The 24,847-nt window shown below is 42.3% G+C and carries 25 protein-coding genes and 1 pseudogene; 8 read left to right on the top strand and 18 right to left on the bottom strand.

Features of this window, described 5'->3' with window-relative positions:
* Positions 1-26 precede the first annotated feature (26 nt).
* From R7E29_RS11175 to potA, 5 genes are all read right to left on the bottom strand, one after another.
* Positions 27-1,064, bottom strand: coding sequence for an extracellular solute-binding protein (locus R7E29_RS11175; protein WP_005377521.1), 1,038 nt, complete (start codon positions 1,062-1,064; stop codon positions 27-29).
* A 249-nt stretch (positions 1,065-1,313) separates the two neighbouring features.
* Positions 1,314-2,345: an extracellular solute-binding protein gene (locus R7E29_RS11170; protein ID WP_213906442.1), complete on the bottom strand. Its 1,032-nt coding sequence runs from the start codon at positions 2,343-2,345 to the stop codon at positions 1,314-1,316.
* Between the two features lie 102 nt (positions 2,346-2,447).
* Positions 2,448-3,218: a spermidine/putrescine ABC transporter permease PotC gene (gene potC / locus R7E29_RS11165; protein ID WP_005389180.1), complete on the bottom strand. Its 771-nt coding sequence runs from the start codon at positions 3,216-3,218 to the stop codon at positions 2,448-2,450.
* Positions 3,218-4,078 (bottom strand): spermidine/putrescine ABC transporter permease PotB, encoded by an 861-nt coding sequence (gene potB, locus R7E29_RS11160; protein ID WP_005377512.1) that lies wholly within the window; start codon positions 4,076-4,078, stop codon positions 3,218-3,220. Before potB ends, potC begins: the two co-directional genes overlap by 1 nt.
* Positions 4,059-5,174: a spermidine/putrescine ABC transporter ATP-binding protein PotA gene (gene potA / locus R7E29_RS11155; RefSeq protein ID WP_250158447.1), complete on the bottom strand. Its 1,116-nt coding sequence runs from the start codon at positions 5,172-5,174 to the stop codon at positions 4,059-4,061. Before potA ends, potB begins: the two co-directional genes overlap by 20 nt.
* Positions 5,175-5,574: 400 nt before the next feature.
* Here potA and R7E29_RS11150 point away from each other — a divergent pair, with 400 nt between their 5' ends.
* The 4 genes from R7E29_RS11150 to ttcA all read left to right on the top strand — a co-directional run bounded on the left by R7E29_RS11150 (position 5,575) and on the right by ttcA (position 8,969).
* Positions 5,575-6,372, top strand: coding sequence for a hypothetical protein (locus tag R7E29_RS11150; protein ID WP_005389175.1), 798 nt, complete (start codon positions 5,575-5,577; stop codon positions 6,370-6,372).
* On the top strand, positions 6,365-7,201 hold the full coding sequence (locus tag R7E29_RS11145; protein WP_017634900.1) for a glucosaminidase domain-containing protein: 837 nt from the start codon (positions 6,365-6,367) through the stop codon (positions 7,199-7,201). Before R7E29_RS11150 ends, R7E29_RS11145 begins: the two co-directional genes overlap by 8 nt.
* 13 nt (positions 7,202-7,214) lie before the next feature.
* Entirely contained in the window at positions 7,215-7,877 is a 663-nt protein-coding gene (locus tag R7E29_RS11140; RefSeq protein ID WP_005389171.1) for a DUF2987 domain-containing protein, read from the top strand.
* A gap of 198 nt (positions 7,878-8,075) precedes the next feature.
* Positions 8,076-8,969 (top strand): tRNA 2-thiocytidine(32) synthetase TtcA, encoded by an 894-nt coding sequence (ttcA, locus tag R7E29_RS11135; protein WP_005377502.1) that lies wholly within the window; start codon positions 8,076-8,078, stop codon positions 8,967-8,969.
* 140 nt (positions 8,970-9,109) lie between these two features.
* Here ttcA and uspE read toward each other — a convergent pair whose 3' ends face one another.
* The 10 genes from uspE to ccoN form a co-directional block, all read right to left on the bottom strand.
* Entirely contained in the window at positions 9,110-10,057 is a 948-nt protein-coding gene (gene uspE, locus R7E29_RS11130; RefSeq protein WP_054576884.1) for a universal stress protein UspE, read from the bottom strand.
* A gap of 180 nt (positions 10,058-10,237) precedes the next feature.
* Positions 10,238-10,984, bottom strand: a complete 747-nt coding sequence (locus tag R7E29_RS11125; protein WP_005377497.1) for an FNR family transcription factor — start codon at positions 10,982-10,984, stop codon at positions 10,238-10,240.
* Positions 10,985-11,074: 90 nt separating this feature from the next.
* Complete coding sequence (locus R7E29_RS11120) at positions 11,075-11,755, bottom strand: sulfite exporter TauE/SafE family protein (RefSeq protein WP_017634899.1); 681 nt, start codon at positions 11,753-11,755, stop codon at positions 11,075-11,077.
* Positions 11,756-11,763: 8 nt separating this feature from the next.
* Positions 11,764-11,928 carry a cbb3-type cytochrome oxidase assembly protein CcoS gene (gene ccoS / locus R7E29_RS11115; RefSeq protein WP_005377493.1) on the bottom strand — a complete coding sequence of 55 codons (165 nt, stop codon included), beginning with the start codon at positions 11,926-11,928 and terminating at the stop codon, positions 11,764-11,766.
* A gap of 15 nt (positions 11,929-11,943) precedes the next feature.
* A complete protein-coding gene (locus R7E29_RS11110; protein ID WP_054576883.1) occupies positions 11,944-14,307 on the bottom strand; it encodes a heavy metal translocating P-type ATPase in 2,364 nt (787 codons plus the stop codon).
* A gap of 4 nt (positions 14,308-14,311) precedes the next feature.
* A complete protein-coding gene (locus tag R7E29_RS11105; RefSeq protein ID WP_005377489.1) occupies positions 14,312-14,788 on the bottom strand; it encodes a FixH family protein in 477 nt (158 codons plus the stop codon).
* Positions 14,789-14,893: 105 nt separating this feature from the next.
* Positions 14,894-15,868 carry a cytochrome-c oxidase, cbb3-type subunit III gene (ccoP, locus tag R7E29_RS11100; RefSeq protein WP_017634897.1) on the bottom strand — a complete coding sequence of 325 codons (975 nt, stop codon included), beginning with the start codon at positions 15,866-15,868 and terminating at the stop codon, positions 14,894-14,896.
* A complete protein-coding gene (locus R7E29_RS11095; protein ID WP_005377485.1) occupies positions 15,868-16,041 on the bottom strand; it encodes a cbb3-type cytochrome oxidase subunit 3 in 174 nt (57 codons plus the stop codon). Before R7E29_RS11095 ends, ccoP begins: the two co-directional genes overlap by 1 nt.
* 9 nt (positions 16,042-16,050) lie before the next feature.
* Positions 16,051-16,671, bottom strand: coding sequence for a cytochrome-c oxidase, cbb3-type subunit II (gene ccoO / locus R7E29_RS11090; protein WP_005377475.1), 621 nt, complete (start codon positions 16,669-16,671; stop codon positions 16,051-16,053).
* 12 nt (positions 16,672-16,683) lie between these two features.
* Positions 16,684-18,111 (bottom strand): cytochrome-c oxidase, cbb3-type subunit I, encoded by a 1,428-nt coding sequence (gene ccoN, locus R7E29_RS11085; protein WP_005396488.1) that lies wholly within the window; start codon positions 18,109-18,111, stop codon positions 16,684-16,686.
* A 257-nt stretch (positions 18,112-18,368) separates the two neighbouring features.
* Between ccoN and R7E29_RS11080 the strand changes: the two genes are divergently transcribed.
* The 4 genes from R7E29_RS11080 (at position 18,369) to R7E29_RS11065 (ending at position 22,606) form a co-directional block, all read left to right on the top strand.
* The gene (locus R7E29_RS11080) at positions 18,369-18,725 is read left to right on the top strand and encodes a hypothetical protein (RefSeq protein WP_054576882.1); all 357 of its coding nucleotides are present in this window, start codon (positions 18,369-18,371) and stop codon (positions 18,723-18,725) included.
* A 113-nt stretch (positions 18,726-18,838) separates the two neighbouring features.
* Positions 18,839-20,020 (top strand): FIST signal transduction protein, encoded by a 1,182-nt coding sequence (locus tag R7E29_RS11075; protein WP_017634895.1) that lies wholly within the window; start codon positions 18,839-18,841, stop codon positions 20,018-20,020.
* Complete coding sequence (locus R7E29_RS11070) at positions 20,010-21,731, top strand: ATP-binding protein (RefSeq protein ID WP_054576881.1); 1,722 nt, start codon at positions 20,010-20,012, stop codon at positions 21,729-21,731. The genes R7E29_RS11075 and R7E29_RS11070 overlap by 11 nt, the downstream gene beginning before the upstream one ends.
* A 446-nt stretch (positions 21,732-22,177) precedes the next feature.
* Positions 22,178-22,606 (top strand): phage protein, encoded by a 429-nt coding sequence (locus R7E29_RS11065; RefSeq protein ID WP_213986700.1) that lies wholly within the window; start codon positions 22,178-22,180, stop codon positions 22,604-22,606.
* An 8-nt stretch (positions 22,607-22,614) separates the two neighbouring features.
* Here R7E29_RS11065 and R7E29_RS11060 read toward each other — a convergent pair whose 3' ends face one another.
* The 3 genes and pseudogenes from R7E29_RS11060 to R7E29_RS11050 all read right to left on the bottom strand — a co-directional run.
* Complete coding sequence (locus tag R7E29_RS11060) at positions 22,615-23,019, bottom strand: hypothetical protein (RefSeq protein WP_213986699.1); 405 nt, start codon at positions 23,017-23,019, stop codon at positions 22,615-22,617.
* A 118-nt stretch (positions 23,020-23,137) separates the two neighbouring features.
* Positions 23,138-24,103: a hypothetical protein gene (locus tag R7E29_RS11055; protein ID WP_213986698.1), complete on the bottom strand. Its 966-nt coding sequence runs from the start codon at positions 24,101-24,103 to the stop codon at positions 23,138-23,140.
* A gap of 279 nt (positions 24,104-24,382) precedes the next feature.
* Positions 24,383-24,847 (bottom strand): annotated as a pseudogene (locus R7E29_RS11050) (hypothetical protein); the annotation flags it as partial.

Genomic DNA, 24,847 nt, shown 5'->3' with positions numbered 1-24,847 from the left:
TTTTTCATATCTTTAAAACTAACGAATTAGTTGTTCACTTTTAGCTTTTGGAAGTACTCATCGTACATTACGCTCGCTTCGCCAACTTCATCTTGCCAAGTACCGCTGTCCATCACTTCTTGTGGTGGGAAGATGCTTGGATCATTAGCAAATTCTTTCGGTAGCAGATCGTGTGCCGTTTTAACTGGCGTAGGATAACCAATCTCAAGTGCAATCTTAGCTGCGTTCTCAGGGCGCAGTAAGAAGTCAATCATCTTATGAGCCGCATCAACGTTCTTCGCACCAGCTGGAATTGCTAGGCTGTCCATCCAGAAGATAGTGCCTTTTTCTGGCCAGATGATGTCGATGTTCGCGCCTTCTTGACGAGCCATGTATGCAGAACCGTTCCAAAGCATGCCTAGTGAAACTTCACCCGCAAGGTAAGGGTTTGCAGGAAAATCTGAGTTAAATACTAATACGTTTGGCATTAGCTTTTTCAGTTCTTCGTAAGCGGCTTTGATTTCTTCTGGGTTAGTCGTGTTTGGTGAGTAACCAAGCTTAGTCAATGCAATGTGGAATACTTCGCGAGAATCATCCATCAGCATTAGTTGACCTTCCCACTTGCTATCCCAGAAATCATCCCATTTAGAAACCGATGACTTGTCTAGCATGTCAGCATTGATACCAATACCGGTCGCACCCCAAATGTATGGAATAGAGTAGTTGTTGTTCGGATCGAACGGTTTGTTTAGGAAGTTAGTATCAAGATCGGCAAAATGAGATAATTTCTCTTTGTCGATCTGTTGTAGCATGCCTTCTTTACGCATTTTAGAGACGAAATAGGTAGACGGTACTACCAAGTCGTAACCAGAACCTTGAGTTTTTAGTTTTGCATACATACTCTCGTTAGATTCGTATGTAGAGTAAATAACTTTGATTCCAGTTTCTTTTGTAAAGTCTTCAAGAACTTCGTTTGGAATGTATTCCGACCAGTTGTAGAAATACAGTTCTTGATCAGCAGCCATTGCAGGGGTAGCGATGAGCGTCGCTGCACATAGAGCGCTTGCGTAGAATTTACTTTTCATTTGTTTTCCGTTTTGTTTCGCGATTGGACAAGTCAATACTAGTTGGAGTTATCAATTTGAGCCAAATCGCAGTAAGCACAAATATGTTCATTTAGCTTGAATATCGTTGTCTCCTTGTTATGAGACGATAAATCTATGATACCAAGACAAATAAACCTAGCAACGCGCGATTATATCAGCCTAAGACAAAAATAGGCAGCGTATTGCTGCCTATTTTCCTATGGTTGATGACTTGTTACACAAGCTAGATTATTGTCCCGCTTTCAGCTTGAGGAAATAATCTTCGTACTTAACGGTTAGATCACCAACCGCATCTTGCCATTCAACGCGGCCAAGGTCTTCTTGAGAAGGGAACAGTGGGGCAACGTCTTTAAACTTAGCATTCGATTCTTCCACCGCCGTTAGGTAGCCAGTATCACGAGAGATTTGCTCTGCGATTTCTGGGCGCAGTAGGAAGTCGATCATCTTGTGAGCGGCTTCTACGTTCTTCGCACCAGAAGAGATAGCGAAGTTATCAACCCAGCCGATACCGCCTTCTTTAGGAAAAACGAGTTTAAGGTTCAGGCCTTCACTTTGTGCCGCTGCGGCGCTACCGTTCCAAAGCATACCAACGCCCACTTCACCAGACATGTAAGGTGCGCCAGGGTTGTCAGAGTTGAAAACTAAAACGTTAGGCATCAACTTTTGTAGCTCAGCGTACGCTTCATCGATTTGCTTAGGGTCTTTTGAGTTACCTGAGTAGCCAAGTTTACGCAGAGCGATATGGAACACTTCACGAGTGTCGTCCATCAACATTACTTGACCTTCAAGCTCAGGCTTCCATAGGTCAGCCCAGCTTTGGAAGTCGTTTGGATCGTACATATCTGCGTTAACCGCTAGGCCTGTAATCGCAACAACGTGTGGGATAGAGTAGTCGTTACTTGGATCGTAAGGCTTGTCTAGGTAGTTTTTATCTAGGTTGCCGAAGTTTTTCAGCTTAGTCTTATCGATCTTTTGTAGCATGCCTTCGTCACGCATCTTCGCCACGAAGTACGTTGAAGGTACTACTAGGTCATAACCTTGGTTATGGGTTTTTAGCTTTGCATACAAAGTTTCGTTCGACTCGTAAGTCGAGTAGATCACTTTGATGCCAGTTTCTTTAGTAAATTGCTCTAGGATATTACTGTTGATGTAAGGACCCCAGTTCATAAATACTAGTTCTTTATCATCCGCTGTCGCTGTACCAGAGAACAGAGAAAGCGCACATGCACTACCAGCTAATAGAGTAGCCCATTTTTTCATTGACGTTAGCTCCAAACCAAACGTTGTCCAATTTTGGACGATAGATAGAAAAACAGAATGGCATGTAACCATTCTGTTTCGTGATGTTAACAGGTGCGGATTCTACTTCACTTTTTCTCTTGCTAGCAACTGAGAAATTACTACCAAGACCAAAGAAACAATCAACATCACCGTTGCTAGGGCGTTCACTTCCGGTGAAATGCCCACCTTAACCATGGAGTAAATCTTCAATGGTAAGATTTCGTATGTTGGACCCGTTACAAACGAGCTGATGATCACATCGTCCAAAGACAGGGTAAAGCTCAGTAGCCAACCTGCAGCAACCGCTGGTTTAGCAAGAGGAAGGATGATCTGTTTCAAGATTACCCATTCGCTTGCACCAAGGTCTTTTGCAGCTTCCAACATTTTCACATCAAAGCCATTTAAGCGGCTGTACACTGTTACCACAACGAATGGTAGACAGAAGGTGATGTGAGCAATCAATAGAGTAAAGAAGCCAAGCTGCGCGCCTAATACTAGGAACAGAGCAAGCAATGAAATCGCCATAACAATATCTGGAGACATCATCACGACAAACAGCATGCCGTTTACCGCACCTTTACCTTTGAACGAGTAACGGAATAGGGCAACGGCCGTTAAGCTACCAATGATGGTTGCTGCTGTCGCTGAGAATACCGCTACGTTCAATGAATGCCATGCAGCTTGCATTAGGCTGTCGTTATTTACTAAGGTTTCGTACCATTTCGTGGTGAAACCACCCCATTTCATACCAAATTTGTTGGCATTAAATGAGTTAACAATTAAGACGATGATTGGCAGATACAAAAATGCATACACCAGCGCCATAAAGCTAAATCTAACTGTGCGTCCCATTAGTCTAGCTCCACTTTCTTATTCAATAGTTTGCCTGCTCTGTAGTAAGCGTAAAGCATCACAGCCATTGCGAAGGTGAGGGCGATACTGGTCGCAGCACCAAATGGCCAGTCACGAGCGTTCAATACTTGGCTCTTAATAACGTTACCAATCAGTAGGTTCTTCGCACCACCAAGAAGGTCAGAGATGTAGAACATACCTAGTGCTGGTAGCAGAACCAACAAACAACCACCGATAATGCCAGGCATTGTAAGAGGTAGAATCACTTTCGTAATGGTTTGGAACTTGTTCGCACCAAGATCTTTCGCCGCCTCGATATAAGTGTTGTCCAACTTCTCGATTGCCGAGTAAAGCGGCAGAATCATAAATGGAAGCAGGATGTACACAAGACCAATCATTACTGCTGTTTCGGTGTACATAATACGTAATGGCTTATCGATGATTTCCATCGCCATTAATGATTTGTTCAAAATACCTTGTGTACCCAGAACAATCTTCAGGCCGTAAGTACGGATAAGAGAGTTTGTCCAAAAAGGTACGATAACTAAGAACAACATGAATGGGCGCCATTTCTCTGGCATTTTCGCTATGATGTAAGCAAATGGGTAACCAATTACTAAACACAACAACGTCGCCACAATCGCCATGTAGAACGAGTGCATCAGCACTTTCGCATACAAGGGGTCGAGTAGACGTAAGTAGTTGTCGAAAGTAAATGTCATTTCGATTAAGTTTGCTTCATCACGCGTTAAGAAACTCGTACCGATAATCATCACATTTGGTACCAACACGAAAAGTGTTAACCAACCGACGATTAAGGTAATGATCGCGTTTTGAAGATTAATCTTCTTGCTTATCATTGAGGACTACCTCCCAACTCTCAACCCAAGTGATAGCGACTTTCTGGCCAAGTGAGTGGTCCACATCAGGATCATCTTCGTTAAAGAATTCGCTAACCATTACACGCATGCCTGAATCCAATTGGATAACGGAATCAAGCGTCATACCTTTATAGGTACGCTCTGTTACGTGACCTACGATGCCTTTTTCTTCAGACTCTTTGATCTCTTCGATACGTAAGTCTTCTGGGCGAAGTAGTACTTGCAGTTTTTCACCTGCTTGCGCTTCCTGACCGTAGTAAACAACAGACTCGACACCTTCGATTTCTGCACGGATACGTTTCTCGTCGATACGCTCTAGCATGGTTGCGTTGAATACGTTGATCTCTCCGATAAAGCGAGCAACAAATAGGTTCTTCGGCTCTTCGTAAATCTCACGTGGAGAACCATCCTGCTCGATAACACCATCGCGCATTACAATAATGCGGTCAGACATCGATAGGGCTTCTTCCTGATCGTGCGTAACGAAGATAAAGGTAATACCAAGTTGACGCTGAAGCTGTTTAAGCTCGATTTGCATTTGCTTACGCAGTTTGTAATCAAGTGCCGATAGAGATTCATCTAGCAGCAGTACTTTTGGTTTGTTAACAACCGCACGCGCAATGGCGATACGTTGTTGCTGACCACCAGAAAGCTGATGAGGCTTACGCTGTGCCATTTTTTCTAGGCGCACCATGCGTAGCGCTTCCATTACTCGTGGTTCAATGTCCGCAGTAGGCGTTTTCTGCATACGAAGGCCAAAAGCGACATTCTCATATACGGTCATGTGTGGAAACAATGCGTAACTTTGAAATACCGTGTTGACGTGCCTTTGCTCTGCAGGAACCTGTGTTACATCCTGGTCATCCAAAATAATTTGACCGTTATCTGCCGTTTCAAAACCTGCAATCATGCGTAAAACTGTTGTCTTACCACAACCAGAAGGCCCGAGAATCGTCAGAAATTCACCATGATTAACATCCAGATTTAAATTACCGATGATTTCCTTACCATCGAAACTTTTACTAATACCAGATAAACGAATAACTGGCTTTCCTGCTTGCGGTTTTGCGTTCAACGTCTGTATTTCCCCCACGTTCAAGCCGGGATTATCCCAGCTGATGTGACACTAACCATTCACTTTTGAGGCGCGCATCATAATCACCAAAAGTGTGAAATTAAAGCATTTTCTTATCTTGAAACAGAAATAATTTTGCAGGAAAAAGCCATCATTCCTTACCATACTGTTTTTATGAGATTAATTGGCATCTAGACACAGTTTGATAGCACTAAACTTTGTTCAACAATTGTTTCAATTTCATGACCTTGAAAGTGGTTAATTATCAACCATACAGTTGAGATTGCAAGGATTGTAGGTGAGTTGTGATGTTAGATGTGGAAAGATTTCTTTATAATGACGATTACATTAATTGACTGGAATTCCAGTCAAAATTTTACAAGTTAGTCTTGGATAAACTATGAACGACGATTTTGAGAAAGATTTCAATCTTGGGGGGAGTGTAGAGCGAGCTTTGTCTGGCAACTACGAGCTTAAAGCTGGCGCGGTTTTTAACGAAGCTTGGCGAGCAACCATCCAGCACTTTTTATCATTTTCTCCTGCCATTATTGTATTGCTTTTTGTCCAGTTAGGTATTTTCTATATTGCATTAAAACTGCAGTTGGGCGATTTGAGCGTTATTCTTGATGCGTTTGAGAACCCAGAGTCGTTCACAAACGATATTGTGTCTTCTATTTATGTCGCGAATTTCAGTTATGAGGTGATTAGCGCCCCAATTTATGCGGGGATAAGTTTGATGGCTATGAGTCATGTCGCTGGCTTAAAGACTAAGTTGCGCCATGTTGGAAAGGGGTTGCAGTTCACCATTCCTGTTATCCTAGCAACGCTCATGAGCTTAATGCTACAAGGTGTGGTTGGTATGATTTTTCCTTTACTGTCGCTGTATCTTTCCTTGGCATTTAGCCACTCTATCTTGTTGATTTGTGAGAAAAGGGTGCCACCAATGCAAGCGTTGCTGTTATCACTTCGCGCAATCAACAAGAAGATTTTTGTGGTCGCGGGGCTTTACTTAGGCGTGATGTTAATGTTTATTATTGCAGCAATGTTCTACGGTATTGGCTTGATTTTTGTGCTGCCATTCTTCTTCCATTTGAAAGGCATACTCTACCGCGAAATGTTTGGAATTAAGCTTAAGATCGTTACAACACAGAAAAACGATAATGATCACGATGGTAACTCACAGGTGTTTGATGCCTAATTCTTTGAAATCAATAAGTTTACGAGTGGCGGCAACCTGTATAGCCGCCACTTTCATTTCTATAGGCCCATATTTACACTACGAGAAACAGTTTAAATATGTGGAAAATCCTGACGTACTCTCTGGCAAGATTAAGCATGTCGATTTATCACACTTGCCATACATCGGTGATATCCCAGACTTCAATTCAATAAAAGATACGAAAGAGAAAAAAGCTGCTTTTTTTGATTTTTTAAGGCCTAAAATTGCTCTTGAGAATCAACGAATTCGTCATGAGCGGGCCTTTCTTACCTCTTTAAAGGTGGGACAAGTGACGCAAGAACAACAAGAGTATGCTCAGCGGTTATCATCTCTGTATTCGTTGCCCTTGAGTAACGATAAGATTGATCAAGCATGGCTAGACGAGATGCTTGTGCGAGTGAACGTCTTACCTGAAGCCTTGGTTCTAACTCAAGCGGCAAATGAATCTGCGTGGGGCACTTCTCGTTTTGCTACTCAAGCAAACAACTTGTTCGGCCAATGGTGTTATAAAAAGGGCTGTGGAATTGTTCCAGCGCAACGTGGCGCTAACAAAGTTCATGAAGTTGAAAAATTCGATTCTGTACAACAGTCTGTTCATGGCTACTTTATGAATGTTAATCGAAACCCAGCGTATGCAGACCTGCGTGAAATCAGAACATCTCTGGCTGAAAAGAACAAGGGCTTGTTAACGGTTGCAACCGCGTCAGAGTTAACGCATGGGTTGCTAGCCTATTCTGAACGTGGCATCGCCTATGTACACGATCTTCGCGCTATGATTCGTCATAACAACGCCTACTGGACGCAATAAAATAACGGATAAAATGAAAAAGTTAAGCCTAAGTCTATTGGGAAGTGCGGCGCTAATTCTTGTATCGCCGATAACCCAAGCTCAAGAGTACATGTTCACGTACTCAAAGTTATACACTCAACTAAAAAACAACAATAAAGAAGGGCATGACGATGTGAAAGTTGGTGTCTTTTTTGTGGACGCAAAAACTAAGCAAATTTGTACGATAGAAAAAGCTTGGATGGAAAAAGAAGAGCACTATGAAGAGTTTGTTATCCCTGCTTCACAAGAGTTGCCTTTACCAGTTGATAAAAACTTAAAGTCAGCAAATCCGTTGGTTTTTGTCGATACCCCAAAAGATACACGTTGCGATTACTCACTTGTCGTGATGACCAAAGAACCATTACAGGGTAACGTTTCTTACGACCAACTTAAGCCTCTTCTACCTCAAATGCAGACGATGCTGGAAGATTTAGGCGGTATGTTTGCGGGTTGGTTTACACCGGAAGTTCAAGGTGTGACGATGGAGTTTGCAAATCAACTGAATGATAAAGTGATTTTCTCAAACGGAACCGAAAAGCCAATTGTCAATGGCAAGATACAAGTCGCACTAAGTGAAATAGGGCAAGGTGGCACAATGACACTACCAGAACCGACGATGCGAGTGTTACCTTATCTACCTAACGCAAAGAAATGAACACTGAACGTTTAGAAAGGGCTGCAATCGCAGCTCTTTTTTAATTTTGACCGTAACTAAAGTATCTTTCACACTCTTTTCTTAAAGACTCAATAAGACAAGCATTTAATCCTGCGTAAAAAGCTCGTATAATCCACGCCCCAAAGAAACCCATGTTAGGAAGTCCTAGTCGATTTATCGGCGATGTGAGAGCCCGCAATGAACCAAATAGATACAAGAAAAGAAACCCTAGAATTCAACAAGCTTCAGAAACGCCTAAGAAGACATGTTGGAAATGCCATTACTGATTACAACATGATCGAAGAAGGCGATGTTGTAATGGCATGTATTAGCGGTGGTAAAGATTCATTCGCGATGCTTGATATCCTGCTGAATCTTCAAAAAGCCGCACCGATCAAATTTGAAGTGGTTGCGGTAAACCTAGACCAAAAACAACCGGGCTTCCCTGAGCACATTCTGCCAGAGTATTTCGAAACACTGAACATCCCTTACTATATCGTCGATAAGGACACGTATTCCGTCGTAAAAGAGAAGGTACCAGAAGGCAAAACCACTTGTGGTCTGTGTTCACGCCTGCGACGTGGTACGCTGTATTCATTTGCAGAGAAGATTGGTGCAACTAAGCTTGCGCTAGGTCATCACATGGATGACATCGTCGAAACAATGTTCTTGAATATGTTCCACGGCTCTCGCCTTAAAGCGATGCCACCAAAGCTACGCTCTGATGATGGTCGTAACGTGGTCATTCGTCCATTGACTTACTGTCGTGAAAAAGATTTGATCAAATACGCTGAGCACAAGGATTTCCCAATAATTCCGTGTAACCTTTGTGGCTCTCAAGAGAACCTTCAGCGTCAATCTATAAAAGCAATGTTGATTGAATGGGATAAGAAGACGCCAGGGCGTGTGGAGGCAATTTTTAAATCAATTCAAAACGTAAGCCCAAGCCAACTAGCAGACCGCGAATTGTTCGACTTTGTTAACTTACCGCTAGATCGTGAAGGTAACCGCGAAGAGTATGAATTTAATGAGGCTGTCGTTTCTTCGACGAATATTGATGAATCGATGTTCATCGATGTTACGAACATCTAACTTGTAAAAAAGGAGGTCAATTAGACCTCCTTTTTTGTACCCAACGCTTTAACTGTTCCCAAACAAAAATCCCCCTGTATTGGGGGGATTTATTAGCGCTTATTTGAAAGCGCTCAATACATAGCGATACTAAGGAGAGATTAGGTTGCTGTATGTGGGTCGAGAGGGCTAATATAGCCTTTTGGTTTTAGAGCCAACACGTCGCAATTTATTTTATCAATTACGTGCTCCGCTGTATTACCAATAAAGACAGCCGAAAGCCCTGTTCGCCCTGTGGTACCTAAAATAACCATTGCTGCGTTCAAGCGCTCTGCAGCTGCCGGAATGACATCTTCAGGTAAACCTTGCTCAACTATCGTTTGTTCTTCATCAAGACCATGTTTTTGGCGTAGTGCTTTCATAGCCGTTAAATGATGACCTCGCACTGCATCGGTATAAGTCGTTGGGTCAAATTCAGGAAGTTCAATCGTAATATTCGCCGGTGTAACGGGGTAGGCGTTAACAAGATATGGCTTGGCCTCAAGCCGAGTGGTGATTTCTTTTAATCGCTCGACCATCGTATCGTTGAGATCAATATGAGTCGGGTTTTCTGAGCCCACATGTACTGAGGCAAGGATACTTGCTTGTTCCGGCCAAGCAGCATTCTTAATAAGAAGCACTGGAATAGGGCATTTTCGCAACAAGTGCCAATCTGTCGGTGTGAAAATGACAGACTCTAAAACATCATGCTTACGTGTGCCTTTGATGACTAGGTCATGATTGCCTGCATAGACTTCAGCAATAATCGCCTCATAAGGGCGGTTGTGCCAGACAACACAAACATCAAAGTCGAAGCCATCGTTTAGGTATGGTTGAGCAATTTTACGCATCCACTGCTCACGCTGATGAATGACACCTCGACGCATAGCATCTCTTTCATCCACTGATAGCATTGACGTCATGTCATACGAGAAATCGTAAATGGATAAAAAGAAAGTGATTCGGCTTCTAGATACACTTTTCTGAGCTAATTGAACAGCTCTTGCAAGTGCGGGCTGCTCATCATTATTGATGTCAGCTACAACAAGGATCTTACTGTATATACTCATAACTAAGCCCACTTCTATTGCAAAACCAGATACTGAATGTAAATTAAATCAGTATTTTGGAGTACTCACCGTACATTTTTACTGTAGCTTAGTTTGGAGAACTTTTTGAGGACTTTCGAAAGGAATTTATGAGAAATATGATGTAGCTCATTTTCGAGCTACATCAATAATTAGGGTGTATTATTCTTTAGTTACACCAGCAAGTTCCATCAATGCATCGTGGTCTAAGATAGTGATATATTTACCTTTTACGCTTAGGATCTCAGATTTCTGGAAACGACCTAACAAACGACTGATCGTTTCGACTGTAAGACCAAGGTAGTTGCCAATATCACCACGAGTCATAGTTAAACGAAACTCTCTAGGGCTGAAGCCACGCTGAGAAAAACGCGTTGATAGGTTGTAAAGGAAAGCAGCTAGTCGCTCTTCTGCGTTCTTTTTAGAAAGAAGCAAAATCATTTCCTGATCACCTTTAATTTCGTTACTCATCAAACGCATGATTTGCTGGCGAAGCTTAGGCATTTTACCCGATAGATCGTCTAAAATTTCGTATGGGATTTCACATACCATCGACGTTTCGAGTGCTTGAGCAAAGCTAGGGTGGGAGTCACCAGTGATAGCATCGAAACCGACTAAGTCTCCAGCTAAGTGAAACGCTGTGATTTGCTCATCACCTTGCTCTGTGATCGTATAGCTCTTGATGGTACCAGAGCGGATAGCGTATAGCGATTTTAGCTCATCACCGGCCTTAAAAAGCTCTTGTCCTTTTTGAATAGGCTTCTTACGTTCGATGATTTGGTCAAGCTGGTCAAGTTCTGCCTCATTTAGAGTGAACGGGATACACAGTTGACTAATGCTACAATCTTGGCAATGAATGGCGCAACCGCCTGATTGGATACGCTTTGTTGCAGGTTTTTCAGAAATCATAACAACCTTTCACTATTTGATATACATCAATATTTTAGCATCGCTTAATCTTAAAGGGTAGCAAAAATGTCACCTCAATAGAGTTTAACGTTATATGAAACCGAGTAACGCTAAGGCTCCTACAGCGGTATACGTACCATAGCCAATAAGGATTAATGCTGAAATATTTCTAAATATTAATGATTTTTGTAATTTCTGAAAATGATTGGCACCGTATCCAATAATAAGCATTGCAGGTAGTGTTCCGAGCCCAAACGCAAGCATAATTAGGCCGCCGTTCATCGCACTACCAGAAACCGCCGACCAAGTAAGCGCTGAATAAACTAAGCCACATGGTAACCAACCCCAAATAAAGCCAAATGGCAACGCGTGAAGAGGATGCTTTAGTGGCAACAGATTCTTCCCTGCCGGCGAGATAAAGCGCCAGATATACTGCCCTAGCTTTTCTATTAAAAGTAAGCCTTGCCACCATTTAGCAATATACAGCGCGACCAGAATCATGAATAAGGCCGCAATCAGCCTTAACCAAGCAAGAGAGTGCGTTAACCCACTAAGTTCAGATAAACCTGATATAGCACCACCGACTAATGCTCCTATTAAGGTATAACTGATCAATCGTCCGAGGTTGTAGAAGAGGGGGATAAGAGGGGTAGTTTTATTTTTAGCAGAAGAGCCCATGGTAAGCAGAGACGCGATACCACCACACATACCCATACAATGACCGGCTCCTACTAAGCCGATCATCAACGCACCGATAAAATCAGGAGTCATAAAGGTCGCTACTTTTTATCACTATTAGATTGGTCTTCTTCGTCGAGAAGAATGTTGTGCCCTTGCCGTTCAAGATCTTCAAACTGATCGCTTCTTACTGCCCAAAGAAAAACGGCGACAGCAACACAAACGAGAACGATAGCGATGGGAATCAATATATAAAGACTTTCCATGTTTGCTTTCTCTACTTATTTCTCTTTGAGCAGGCGCAAAGAGTTAGATACAACGATAATTGAGCTTGCAGACATGCCAACTACTGCAATGTAGGGAGCCACTAAACCTGCGACCGCCAAAGGCAAAATTAACAGGTTGTAACCCAAAGACCAAGCCAAGTTTTCTCGAATAATCTTTCTTGTACGCAGTGCAAGCAAACGTGCTTCTAGTAGCTTTTCGAGATTATCCCCAAGTAACGTCATATCTGCAGAAGCTTTAGCGACATCTGTACCACCGCCCATTGCGACAGAAAGGTGAGCTCCGGCGAGAGTCGGCGCGTCATTGATTCCATCACCAACCATCATAGTGATACTGTTTTCGTCCAAGCTCTTAAGGTATGCAAGCTTATCTTCTGGCTTTGCTGACGCGACGATGTGATCGATACCAATTTCATTCGCCACTGGTTGGGCGTTTGAGAGAGAATCACCAGTTAGCAGGGTTGTCTTAATTCCAGCGTCAGCAAAACGTTGAATAAAGGCTTTGCTTTCTTTTCGGATAGGGTCGCGGTAGTAAAAGCTAGCGACATGCTTGCCATCAACCGACAGATAGACCGCCTGGCTTTCACCACTTTCTTTGCCTTGAACAAAAGCAGCACTACCTATCTTAACGATTTTGCCATTCCACATACCCTCAATCCCTGAACCAATCACGTTTTGCACGTCAGACACGATAAAGTCATCATTGGTGTAAGTTGCAAAAGAACGAGCGATAGGGTGGTTTGCATGAGCCTCTAAAGCTGCAGCTAGTGATAGACAATCTTTCTGTGGGAGATCACTAAGTACCTTTGTTTCACAGATCTCAATATCACCTTTCGTTAGAGTGCCTGTTTTATCTACAACTAAGTGGTTGATCTTACATAGTGTCTCAAACACATGGCCTTTACGAAGCAAAATGCCAAAATTACCCATTCTAGAGGTAGCACAAGTGAGAGCGGTCGGAGTAGCCAGAGATAGCGCACATGGGCATGTAGCGACTAACACAGACAGCATGATCCAAAACGCATCATCTGGTTTTGTTTGATGCCAGTAAAACCAAGTACCAGCAGAGATAATAAGAATCACACCAACAAAGTAACGGGCGACAATGTCTGCAATTTCCGCAATTTTAGGTTTGGAGTGTTGAGCTTCATCTTGTAAACGCACGATGTTAGAAATCATTGAATCGGCCTTTGAGCTTACTACCTCAAGTTCAAATGATTCGTCTCCGTTTAGTGTTCCCGCATAGACGACATCGCCTTCTCGTTTCACAACGTGCACTGACTCACCCGTTAACATGGATTCATCAATATGAATACGGCCTGAAATAACTTTACCGTCAGCGGGGATATGTTCACCAGGTAGAACGCGAATACGATCGCCAACTTTTAGCGTCTTCACGGGGATCTGATCACCGTCCAGCGTTGTAGCAATTGCAGGAATCAACTTAAGAAGGTTACCACTCGCTGCAGCAGCTTTGCGACGAGCGCGCATCTCTAAGAATCGACCTACTAACAAAAAGAAGGTAAACATCGAGATAGATTCAAAGAAGACTTCGCCTTGTTCAGTTACTGTTGCAACTAAACTTGCAACATAGGCAAAGATCAACGCGATAGAAACCGGGACATCCATACCAAGGGTTCGACCTTTGATACTACGCCATGCGTTTAAGTAAAATGGAAGAGCGGAATAAAGCAAAACAGGAGTAGCAAAAATCAAACTTACCCAACGAAAGTAACTTTTAAACTCTGGCTCTAAATCACCAAAGACTTCGAGATACAGTGCAACGGCGAGCATCATGACCTGCATGGTTGCTAAACCTGCAATACCTAGTCGATATAGATATTGCTTCATCATTCGATGGTAAGAGGCTTCTTGCTTATCTGCTTCAAAAGGTGCAGCTTTGTAACCAAGTTTATGAATAACGGAAAGGAGCTCGCTTAACCGTACCTGAGTTTTATCCCAGGCTAGTAACGCTCGATTGGTGGTTGTATTAACACGGATAGATACCAACCCGGCCGTATTAGAAACTTGCTTTTCGATTAACCACGCACAAGCGGCACATGAAACGCCTTCCAAAGAAAGGGTTACTTCAGAAACATTTTCGCGATTTCGTACGAATTCAGATTGTACATCCGCATTGTCATAATGAATTAAAGCTTGGAGTTGCTCTGGTACTAGGTCTGCCTTTTCTGCAGGCGCAGTGCGGTATTGGTAATATGATACAAGACCACTATCTACAATAGTCTGCGCCACAGTTTCGCAGCCCGGACAACACATGTCGCGAATTTCACCCAATATTTCTACTTTGAAATCCGTGTTGGCTGGTACATCTTCACCGCAGTGATAACAGGATTTACACATATGCTTACTTCATTAACGGTGTTGAAGAGGCAGGAAACTCAACTTTACCTTGGATCATCCATTGCTTGTCGTGTGGTTGTAGTTCAACAAACCATGGTCCTTGAATAGATTCCTCAGCTTTTAGTCGGTAATTACCAGATGCATCCGCTGTTACAAGCTTTGTGAAGTCACGATCAGGAAGAGTACGATGAGTGAAAGTGGCCGTTAGAGCAGGGTAATGAGGTAGCTTCCCTTTAGCGAAAACAATCACAACATTGTTATTTTCAGAGGAAATCTCAGCGTTAAGACCTAGGTCACGAGCGACATTCATTTTACTAATGTCGATATTAATGCCTTTGCCTTTTTTATAGTAATCCTCGGCGACTAAAGAAACAGAGTTGTTCGAGAAAACGACCACAGTAATCACAGTCCAAACTACGACAGTAAGAGGAAGGATGATTAGGAACCACGGCCAAAATTGTTTATACCAAGGCTTTACCATAAAAAAGTTCTCAACAGCTAAATGAAAAAATGTAAGGCGTTAAATTTAAAGGAAAGACAGCCCCTATGAAAGGGGCTGTTATTGCTATGTTACTTAATATCTCAGTTACTTACTCTCTGAGTTACTTAAGCTCCAGACATAAGAGGCAACGAGCTGAACTTTATCTTCACCCAAAATGTCTTTCCACGCGGGCATTACACCTGAGCGGCCGTTCATTACGGTTTCTGTTACAGCTGCACGAGAGTCACCAAATAACCAGTCTTGGTCTGTAAGGTCAGGCGCACCGACTGCAGGGTTACCCTTACCATCCGTACCATGACAAGCAGCACACACTACGAAGCGTGCTTTACCTGCCGCGGCTTCACGAGCATTTACTTTACGACCAGATAGACTAAGTGTGTAACTTACAACTTCTTGAACACCTTGCTCACCAAGGGCATCTTTCCATGCTGGCATTTGACCAATACGGCCGTGCATGATGGTTGTAACGATCGCTGATGGCTCGCCACCATATAGCCATGCATCATCAGTCAGGTTAGGGAAGCCTTTCTGACCACGTGCATCAGAGCCATGGCATTGAGAACAGTTTTGCAAAAACAAACGCTGACCAACTTTTAATGCTTCAGGATCTTGCGCAATTTCAGGAATTGGGCGTAGACCACTGTCATTGTGCGCAAGTTTACGGAATGCTTCGCCGAAGTAAGCGTCGGCATCATCCAGTTCTTTTGCATATTGGTTTAGTTGCTTGTTCTCTTGTGCTGCAGCGATGGCTTCTTTTGACTCTTCTAGTGAGCGAACGGTTTGAGCCGAACTCTGCCAGTTTAAAAAGCCCTTGAAGCTACCTAGCCCTGGGAATAGGGCAAGGTAAACTGCTGCGAACACAAATGTGCTTACAAACAGGTAAGTCCACCACTTTGGTAGAGGGTTGTTTAGCTCGCGAATACCATCGTACTCGTGGCCCATGTCTTCCCCTTCCTCGACGCCCATTTTATCTTTAGCGCACCAAGTCAGGAGAATCGCACAGCCTACTAGCGTACCGACAGTAATCACGATAATCCAGAGACTCCAGAATGTAGTCATTACTTCTTCACTCCTTGGTTATTAGGGGTCTTTTGTTCTTCGTCAGCAAACACCAAGTTGGCATCTTCTTCAAAGCGTGCTTTACGCTTTTTACTAAATGCCCACCATACGATGCCAATAAAACTAGCGAAGAGTACAACGGTATAAATACTATGAATTGTACCGAAATCCATATGATCCCCTTACTTCATTGCATGACCAAGAGACTGAAGGTAAGCGATGATTGCATCCATCTCTGTTTTACCTTCTACTTCTTTAGCCGAATTCGCGATCTCTTCATCAGTGTATGGAACGCCGAACTGATCACGAAATAGCTCAAGTTTCTTCTGAGTTAGCTTACCGTCTAAAACGTTTTCAGCTAGCCACGGGAAACCTGGCATGTTTGACTCAGGTACAAGCTCACGAGGATCTAACAGGTGAACACGGTGCCATTCGTCAGAATAACGACCACCAACACGAGCTAAATCCGGGCCTGTACGCTTAGAGCCCCAAAGGAATGGGTGTTCCCAAACACTCTCACCAGCAACAGAGTAGTGACCGTAACGTTCAGTCTCTGAGCGGAAAGGACGAACCATCTGGCTGTGACAGACGTTACAACCTTCACGGATGTAGATATCACGGCCTTCCATCTCCAAAGGAGTGTAAGCGCGCAGATTTTCTACAGGTTCAGTCGTTTGCTTTTGGAAAATCAGAGGAGTGATCTCTACAAGAGCACCCCAACTGATAGCAAACACGATAAAAATAGCCAACAAACCGACATTACGTTCTAAGATTTCATGGCGATTATTAGAATTATTACTCATTCTTAAATCTCCTTATGCCGGATGTGGGATAGCTTTTAGGCTTTCTTTAGGTGCACTTACCGTTTTGTACGTGTTGTATGCCATTAGGAACATACCAGATAGGAAGATAAATCCGCCTAGGAAACGTACAAAGTAGAACGGATAAGACGCTTCTACAGACTCAACAAAGCTGTAAGTTAGCGTACCGTCAGAGTTAACCGCGCGCCACATAAGACCTTGCATTACACCAGAGATCCACATCGCAACGATGTAAAGAACGGTACCGATTGTTGCTAGCCAGAAATGCACATTAACTAGACCAACAGAGTACATACGCTCTTGGCCAAATAGGCGAGGTACCAAGTGATATACAGAGCCGATAGAAACCATCGCAACCCAACCTAACGCACCAGAGTGAACGTGACCAATGGTCCAGTCTGTGTAGTGAGAAAGTGCGTTAACCGTCTTAATCGACATCATCGGGCCTTCAAAGGTAGACATACCGTAGAACGACAGTGAAACGATTAGGAAACGTAGGATAGGGTCATAACGAAGCTTATGCCATGCACCAGATAACGTCATAATACCGTTGATCATACCACCCCAAGAAGGAGCAAATAGAACCAGCGACATAACCATACCTAGAGACTGAGTCCAGTCTGGTAGCGCTGTATAATGAAGGTGGTGAGGGCCTGCCCAAATATATAGAGAAATAAGTGCCCAGAAGTGAACGATAGATAGACGGTAAGAATAAACAGGACGTTCAGCTTGTTTAGGAACGAAGTAGTACATCATACCTAGGAAACCAGCGGTCAGTAGGAAACCTACCGCATTGTGTCCATACCACCACTGAACCATCGCATCCACTGCGCCCGAGTAAATCGAGTAAGATTTACCAAGTGACACAGGAATAGCCATGCTGTTCACGATGTGAAGTACTGCTACTGTGATAATAAAGGCACCGAAGAACCAGTTTGCCACATAAATATGTGACGTGTTTCGCTTCACTAGTGTGCCGAAGAACACCACCGCATATGATACCCATACTAGCGCAATTGCGATATCAATAGGCCATTCTAGCTCAGCATACTCTTTACCCGATGTTAAACCGAGAGGCAAAGTAATGGCTGCTGCCAGGATGATTGCTTGCCAACCCCAAAAGGTGAAGGCAACGAGTGGGCCACCAAAAAGACGTGTTTGACATGTGCGCTGTACAACATAATAAGACGTTGCGAACAGAGCACTGGTACCAAACGCAAAAATTACCGCATTAGTATGCAGTGGACGTAAGCGACTGTACGTCAACCACGGCGTATCAAAGTTTAGCTGTGGCCAAACTAATTGAGCGGCAATCAAAACACCAACAGCCATACCAACTATGCCCCATAAAATGGTCACAAGGGTAAATTGGCGAACGACTGTATAGTTGTAGTTTTGTTCAAGCTGCTTTACTTGGCTCATTTGCATGCTTCCAATTTCTAATTAACTACACTTTTACTTCCAACACGACTTGCGTCGTAACACCACCCAAGTAAACTCTAGAATTCAAGTGTTATCATCACCTTATTTCCATTGCTGACTTTAATAAAAAGTGGCATTTTCAGCGTGACACTATACTTGAATTAACAATTCAATGACAGGGTAGTAACCTTACTGGACCTCTGGAAATCATTTTTTATTTAAAAAGTTTGAAGTTTGTAACAAGGATATTAGTAATTATGCCTGCACAAAAGTTAACAAAGGCGCGACTTGCACAAATCTTAATCATGCTCAGTGTTTTAATAGGCGCATTTTTCTGGCGTACCTTTACACACGAGAGTGTTAATAGCGTTGACTGTTCACAAAAAGAACGATGCGATGTAACAATTGAAGGAGAAATAATCACGATTAATCGTGACTCAATGGGAATTTCGCTCGAAACGACAGAAAGTAGCACTCTAAAAATTGATCTAAATCAATCTGGTAATTTTATCCATCTCAACGAAAAGCATAAGTCAGTAGAATGGGACATCATGCCTGAATCGAAAAAAATCACCTTTAAAAAAGGTGAAAACATTGTTGTAGTTCAATTATAAATACGATCTATCACGAGATAATCGTAACTTATTAATGAAATTAACACCTTCTTACCTAGAGAAAATTGGTTGGAATGGTATAACAGCAGAGTGATAACCAATTATAAAATCGTATGCATTGCCAATCAGTTTTTACTCATATTAAAGATGAAGACTCAGCGATAAAAACGCTCAGGTCCGAATTGACACAACAAAACTTGTCTTACGTGATGTGTTACTACACGGAAGAATACAATTTCGAGTTGATTCGAGAAGCGTTTCTTGCGCATTTTCCTGGTGTGCCTTTTCATGGCGCCAGTTCATGTCAAGCCGTAATGACAGATCAGGGCTTTCATACAGGACCAGTAATTGCGGCACTTGCTGTTTATGATACAGGTCCTCATGCTTATGGTACTGGTATTTCTAATCACAACTCAGGTGACAGCGTCACCAAGGCTTTGGATATGGCCCTTGAGAACGCAAACCGTGTTGGAGAGGTACCAAACTTAATTCTACTTCATGCTACACCAGGGCAAGAGGAATCAATCATTGCGTCTATAGATGAAAGATTTGGAACTCTAATTCCAATTATTGGTGGTTCGGCCGCTGATAATAACATCGCTGGGAAATGGTCTGTGATAACCGCCCAAGGATCTCAAACTTCAGGTTTAAGCTTAACTCTCTTTTACTCCTCTCAACCTGTTGATATCGCTTTTAGCGCTGGGCATACACCAACTAATATCAAAGGTGTTGCAACCAAGACCAACGATAGATGCTTACTTGAAATTGATAATGAACCTGCGCTCAATGTTTATAGAAGGTGGACAAATCACCAGGATAACCAAGTAGGTAAAGATAATATGCTGTTTACAAACTCGAGTGCTTATCCATTAGGGCGGATCGCAGGTCATCTCTATGATCGCCCATATTACAAGTTATCCCATCCGATCCGTGAGACGCCAGATGGTGGAATCGAGTTGTTTACACGAATAGAAGAGGGTGACGAGCTCACATTAATGAAAGGAAGTCGTGAGCATCTCGTTGCGCGCGCTGCAAAAGTCGTCAATGCCGCTTTTAACCAAAAATTAGAAGAGTCTCGAAAAATTGGAGTGATAAATATCTTTTGCGCAGGTCCCATGTTGCACTTAATGCAAGACATGAATAGCGTTTGTGAACAAATTAACCAAGAACTAGAACATTTGCCTTTTATTTGCCCTTTTACTTTCGGCGAGCAAGGTAGATTTATTGGTGGTGAGAATGGACATGGAAACCTGATGATTTCATCGGCTATATTCCATAAACCTTATGAAAGATAAATACTTAGACATATATCAACAGGAAGCGCTTCAAGAAGCGTTAGTTGAGCTAAAGCAGGCTAGACAAAGAGAACGACTACTCGCTGATGAAAACAAGGCCATTCTTTCCGCGATATCTGCGATGAGTGAGGCAAAGAATCGGCATGAGATATTTACGGGATTAAACAATGTCCTCAAAAAGTACATCAACTTCGATGATTTTATTGTACTGACTCGTGATGGTGAACGATATCCCTTCAAGACGTTGATATCAACTAATAGCGTATTTGATAATGTATCCTGGTTACACGGTAACACCTATCAAAGAGCTCTCAATGGTGAATGCATTCTACTGTTCGAGCCAGATAAACTCGCTGAGTTTGTTAACTTAAACAGCTTTATAAAAAGCCATGTAAACTCGGTCGTTTTAACTGGTATACGTTCAGAAGTAACGCAAACCGTAATCCTACTTATTGGAGCTCAGAAAGGGCACTTTAGCATAGAGAATAAGGAAACCTTGAGGCGGTTTCGTCCCTTAATTGAAAGGGCGGTCATTGATATCGAGACCAAAGAGAAGTTACAACGTATCGTTGAAGTAAGAACAACTCAGCTCGCTAAAGCAAGAGAAGAAGCAGAGCTTGCGAACCGGTCTAAGTCGGAGTTCTTAGCGATGATGAGTCATGAAATAAGAACCCCTTTAAATTCCGTTCTTGGAATGCTAGATATACTGAAGCAATCAACCTTGTCAGAAGAACAAATTGATGCTTTGAGCCAAATGGAGTGCTCTGCAGAGTTACTTCTCGCGATAATCAGTGACATTCTTGACCTTTCTAAAATCGAGTCAGGTCGCTTTCAGCTCAATGAACAATGGATTAACTTAAGAGACACTGTCACTTTTGTTATTTCTCAGCAAAAACAAATAGCTAAGAAGAAAGATCTTAAATTCAAGCTCAACTGTACTGTCACTAATGACAAACAATTTTGGATTGACTCCACGCGGTTATCTCAAATTCTGTTTAATCTAATAGGGAATGCAATAAAGTTTACAGACGAAGGTGAAGTAAAAGTTTCTGTATCTGAGCAAGATGCTGAACTTGTGATCTCAATATCTGACACTGGAATTGGTATATCTAAAGCAAAGCAAGAGCACTTGTTTACGGCATTTCATCAAGGAGACCGTTCCATCACGAGACGCTTTGGTGGTACAGGACTGGGACTCGCAATAACCAAGCATTTAGTTGAAATGATGCGTGGCAAGATTGCCGTTAAAAGTGACGAGCATGTTGGTTCAACCTTTACGATTTCGATTCCAGTTTTGACTCGTTGCAATCAAAATCGTCCAGTTAGAATCGAAACCAATCAACCGACAAAAGCAATGGAACTTCTCGTCGTAGAAGATACCGAATCGAATCAGTTCGTAATAAAGCTTATCTTAAATAAGCTTGGCCATAATGTTCATATCGCAAGCCATGGAGCAGAGGCATTAACATTTTTAGAAGAGAATGAGGATTTAATCGATTTGATTCTCATGGATGTCTCGATGCCAGTGATGGATGGAATTACCGCAACAAGACTTATTCGAGATAAAGGTCTCAGGACCCCAATTATAGCGTTAACTGCACATGCGCTAGAAAGCGATAGAGATAAATGCCTGGATGCCGGTATGGACGGATTCATTTCCAAGCCAGTTAGAAGACAAGATATCTTTGAAGCTATACAGTCATTTCAATAAGTAAAAAGGCGTTAATATAGATCTTAACAATCGATAGATTATTAAGATCTATATTAAGTATTTTATGGTAAATAACGATTATGTTTAATGCTCACAGTAAGGCCCTTAAATTTAAAATCTGCAGGGGAATAGGAGCATACTCAGACAACATTTAGCGTACAGCAATATACAATTTAACATAATATACATAATGCGCACTAAGGGGTAATTTGTTAACAAAGGCTAACTCTTTGATTAAGCGTTTCATAAGTGTCTGATAACCAAACCGTAATTTTTTATTTTGTCGATTTCCATAACGCAAGTTGCTTGTACTATTCGTGACGTTCGTTTTGTGCAATCAACGAAAAACCACTAAAACCCTGACCGCCACATAATGTTGCGTTCGGTAACGCCCAAAACAACAAGAAAAATATTTTTAGTCAGTTATTCAATATGCGAGCGTTGTCATGTTTCACGAATCATTCCGCACACTCTTTTGGCGTGAGTTTACCTCCATCAAGCAAGGCGCTGAATATTTTCATGTGTCTAAACCGACGATTACCCGTTGGCTCGATGGCACGGTTCCAGTCAATCCGATGGCTGAAAAACTCCTGCTCATCAAATCGCTTGGTTATTTGCCTAATGATATTCGTTGGTCTGGATTTCGTGTTGATGAGAAACGCGCAGTGTTAATCACGCCGTCAGGCCGTGAGTTCAGCCCTAAAGAATTGGAAAGTTTCGTGTTCTGGCGTGACGAACATCGTCAATTTGTGGAAATGTACGGACACTTTGAGTATCCCAAGGTTTATCCTGCTAAAGAAAACGTCTTACCGTTTCGTGGCGGCCGTCGAATGAAAGCCGCCGAATGGGTCCCTTCTAAAATAAAGTTGAAGTAGCTTTAACTTCAATGCTCTTCGCTTATCCAGTAATCCAAATTTTTCTTTATTAAATTCAAGCTATCAATAACGAGAACAATGCTCCAAATCGAGAAGAAAATAGAGAACGCAGCTGCACTCCAATGTGGGATTAACCCTACCGTTAATTGTATAAGCGCAGCAATAATAGTCATATAAACAGCTATGTATAATACATCCTTTAATTGAATAAGTGGTCCATAGCGTTTAAGGGACTCGTTGTGCTTAGCCATCTTCTTAAAGTTCTCGATATATTTTTGGTCATCGAATACGTTTTGTTTCATAGTGACAAGAATGAATGTCTTCCCCGTCATTAGAAAACCACCGACAGCTATCAGTCCAGCAAACATATTGCCTCGAATATGCTTTGAATAATAATCCCATAGTAGGTTCATTTTGAGCACCTTGGCTTGAACCAAGTACTTTGGTTCGCTCAAATCATCAATAATGAAATAAGTTACTAATAGGAATACAGCCGTTATCAATATCGATATGAAAAACTGCCAGAGCAGTCTAGCTTTCATCACACACCTTCACTTGGAAAATATGGTTGAATGCTTCATCTTCAAAAGTATCTCGTAGTAGTTTTACTATTTCGCTATCGTAAAACTTTGAGGCTTTAATATTAGATAGTTTATCGGCTAGCTCATCAAAATCGTAGACTGCAAAATAGTCAGGCATATCAAAAATACGTAGAGGAAATTCATCTCCATACTCATTTTCTACCTTTACTCGACCAGACTTAAGCCCTCCATTCTTCGCAAAGCCTGCTATAGATTTAGCCAAATCAAATACATTTGTAGGTGTATGAAAACGCAAATATTCTTTCTTTTTTAGCACATGACTTGCAAGTGGCGTTGCTTGCTGTATTTGAGGTGTTAAAGTCGCATACTCATATTCAAATGATTTAATTTTTGCGTATTCCTTTAAGATCTCTTCTAAGTTTTCTTGACGAACTAAAATGCTGAAATCTAGTTTCGAAACGAAAGGTTGACGTAATTTTGACCGCTTCGATTTAGAGTACTGCTTCCCATTTTTAGCCTCGATTGCTGCTATATGTGCATCACCACATGAACGCGAGTAAATAGATGACAACTGTTTTAGCATCTGACCTAAAATTCGAGGAGTACAAGACTGATGATAGTGTTGATATAGTCCGAGCCCAGACGACTTATTGATAATAAAGTAGTTAAACTCAAGCATCTTGTCTGCTTGTTTAAGGTTAACCACATCAAAAGTAAAGTCTCCACCTAATACCTTACCTTTGCAGAACTTCTTTTGATCTCGAACCGTAACGATCATTCCGAGATAGTAATCTTCATCATGGTCACTGTTGAAATAAACCATACGGTTATTTCCCGTGCTTGGGTCGCCATGAAATTCGTGATTAAGCTTTGATGACAACTCTCTCATGAGCATATCAAAGCTTAGTTTTTCTGACTTATACCCGATAGAAAAGCCAAGGAATCGCGAGTCCAAAATTTCACCTCTAAATTTTGCGAATAGACGCGTTGATTCTATTTCTTGGGTTATGAAAGTAAACACTCAATATGCACTTATTGGCATTTCTGTGATCAAAAAAGCCGAACCCCATCGCTAAGGGTTCGGCTTTTTTAGGCTTCCGCTTTGGTGGCATTTGTTTGAAGCCTGTCGAGGTCAATCGACCCGCCAAAAGTATCGGCTCCCTACTCGCTATGTAAATCGTCATTAGTAGCGTTTCGAACCAGTTCGCAAGGTTTAAGCCTTAGCTTTCATTGCTTACACTAACGGCGGCGCGACATCGAAAAAGTTCATGTATAGGTTTTGGCTAAAGAAGCCACGAACCTGTGCGTTTGCCGTTGAGCTCACCATGCCAATGTTCGACATCGTGACGGTGCCATCATCGCCCAAGCTGAAATCGGTGTCCCGCGCTTGGAATTCAAACTCAAAGCCTTGGTTGCCCATTATGATAAACGACAGGTGTTTATCAATTGGGTAGCAGCCCTCAACGCAAGGTAGGAAAAAGGTTGGGTCTGCTTTTGAGAACTTCTTGGTGATAATGAACTCTTTCCCGATGCCTTGATTGGTGTAATTGAGTTTTGGCACTTGTCCGGCTTTGCCGTAGTACACCCCTGCACCTTCCACGGACAACACGCCCCGCGCGGCACTTTCGATGAAAAACGCACGTTTACGATAGTTAATGGTCGCGCCACCTTCGGCCAGACTTGGGATTTCAAGCCAGAA

This window comes from Vibrio sp. Vb1729 (genome assembly GCF_033338655.1).
GTDB classification, from domain to species: Bacteria; Pseudomonadota; Gammaproteobacteria; order Enterobacterales; family Vibrionaceae; genus Vibrio; species Vibrio alginolyticus.
The sequence above is the reverse complement of the archived record's forward strand: the minus strand, read 5'-3'. Positions and strand labels throughout refer to the sequence as shown.

Excerpts from the sequence above, each read along its gene's own strand:
- R7E29_RS11175 (WP_005377521.1), bottom strand. The coding sequence starts at position 1,064 with ATGAAAAGTAAATTCTACGCAAGCGCTCTATGTGCAGCGACGCTCATC.
- R7E29_RS11170 (WP_213906442.1), bottom strand. The coding sequence starts at position 2,345 with ATGAAAAAATGGGCTACTCTATTAGCTGGTAGTGCATGTGCGCTTTCT.
- potC (WP_005389180.1), bottom strand. The coding sequence starts at position 3,218 with ATGGGACGCACAGTTAGATTTAGCTTTATGGCGCTGGTGTATGCATTT.
- potB (WP_005377512.1), bottom strand. The coding sequence starts at position 4,078 with ATGATAAGCAAGAAGATTAATCTTCAAAACGCGATCATTACCTTAATC.
- R7E29_RS11150 (WP_005389175.1), top strand. The coding sequence starts at position 5,575 with ATGAACGACGATTTTGAGAAAGATTTCAATCTTGGGGGGAGTGTAGAG.
- R7E29_RS11145 (WP_017634900.1), top strand. The coding sequence starts at position 6,365 with ATGCCTAATTCTTTGAAATCAATAAGTTTACGAGTGGCGGCAACCTGT.
- R7E29_RS11140 (WP_005389171.1), top strand. The coding sequence starts at position 7,215 with ATGAAAAAGTTAAGCCTAAGTCTATTGGGAAGTGCGGCGCTAATTCTT.
- ttcA (WP_005377502.1), top strand. The coding sequence starts at position 8,076 with ATGAACCAAATAGATACAAGAAAAGAAACCCTAGAATTCAACAAGCTT.
- uspE (WP_054576884.1), bottom strand. The coding sequence starts at position 10,057 with ATGAGTATATACAGTAAGATCCTTGTTGTAGCTGACATCAATAATGAT.
- R7E29_RS11125 (WP_005377497.1), bottom strand. The coding sequence starts at position 10,984 with ATGATTTCTGAAAAACCTGCAACAAAGCGTATCCAATCAGGCGGTTGC.
- R7E29_RS11120 (WP_017634899.1), bottom strand. The coding sequence starts at position 11,755 with ATGACTCCTGATTTTATCGGTGCGTTGATGATCGGCTTAGTAGGAGCC.
- ccoS (WP_005377493.1), bottom strand. The coding sequence starts at position 11,928 with ATGGAAAGTCTTTATATATTGATTCCCATCGCTATCGTTCTCGTTTGT.
- R7E29_RS11110 (WP_054576883.1), bottom strand. The coding sequence starts at position 14,307 with ATGTGTAAATCCTGTTATCACTGCGGTGAAGATGTACCAGCCAACACG.
- R7E29_RS11105 (WP_005377489.1), bottom strand. The coding sequence starts at position 14,788 with ATGGTAAAGCCTTGGTATAAACAATTTTGGCCGTGGTTCCTAATCATC.
- ccoP (WP_017634897.1), bottom strand. The coding sequence starts at position 15,868 with ATGACTACATTCTGGAGTCTCTGGATTATCGTGATTACTGTCGGTACG.
- R7E29_RS11095 (WP_005377485.1), bottom strand. The coding sequence starts at position 16,041 with ATGGATTTCGGTACAATTCATAGTATTTATACCGTTGTACTCTTCGCT.
- ccoO (WP_005377475.1), bottom strand. The coding sequence starts at position 16,671 with ATGAGTAATAATTCTAATAATCGCCATGAAATCTTAGAACGTAATGTC.
- ccoN (WP_005396488.1), bottom strand. The coding sequence starts at position 18,111 with ATGAGCCAAGTAAAGCAGCTTGAACAAAACTACAACTATACAGTCGTT.
- R7E29_RS11080 (WP_054576882.1), top strand. The coding sequence starts at position 18,369 with ATGCCTGCACAAAAGTTAACAAAGGCGCGACTTGCACAAATCTTAATC.
- R7E29_RS11075 (WP_017634895.1), top strand. The coding sequence starts at position 18,839 with ATGCATTGCCAATCAGTTTTTACTCATATTAAAGATGAAGACTCAGCG.
- R7E29_RS11070 (WP_054576881.1), top strand. The coding sequence starts at position 20,010 with ATGAAAGATAAATACTTAGACATATATCAACAGGAAGCGCTTCAAGAA.
- R7E29_RS11065 (WP_213986700.1), top strand. The coding sequence starts at position 22,178 with ATGTTTCACGAATCATTCCGCACACTCTTTTGGCGTGAGTTTACCTCC.
- R7E29_RS11060 (WP_213986699.1), bottom strand. The coding sequence starts at position 23,019 with ATGAACCTACTATGGGATTATTATTCAAAGCATATTCGAGGCAATATG.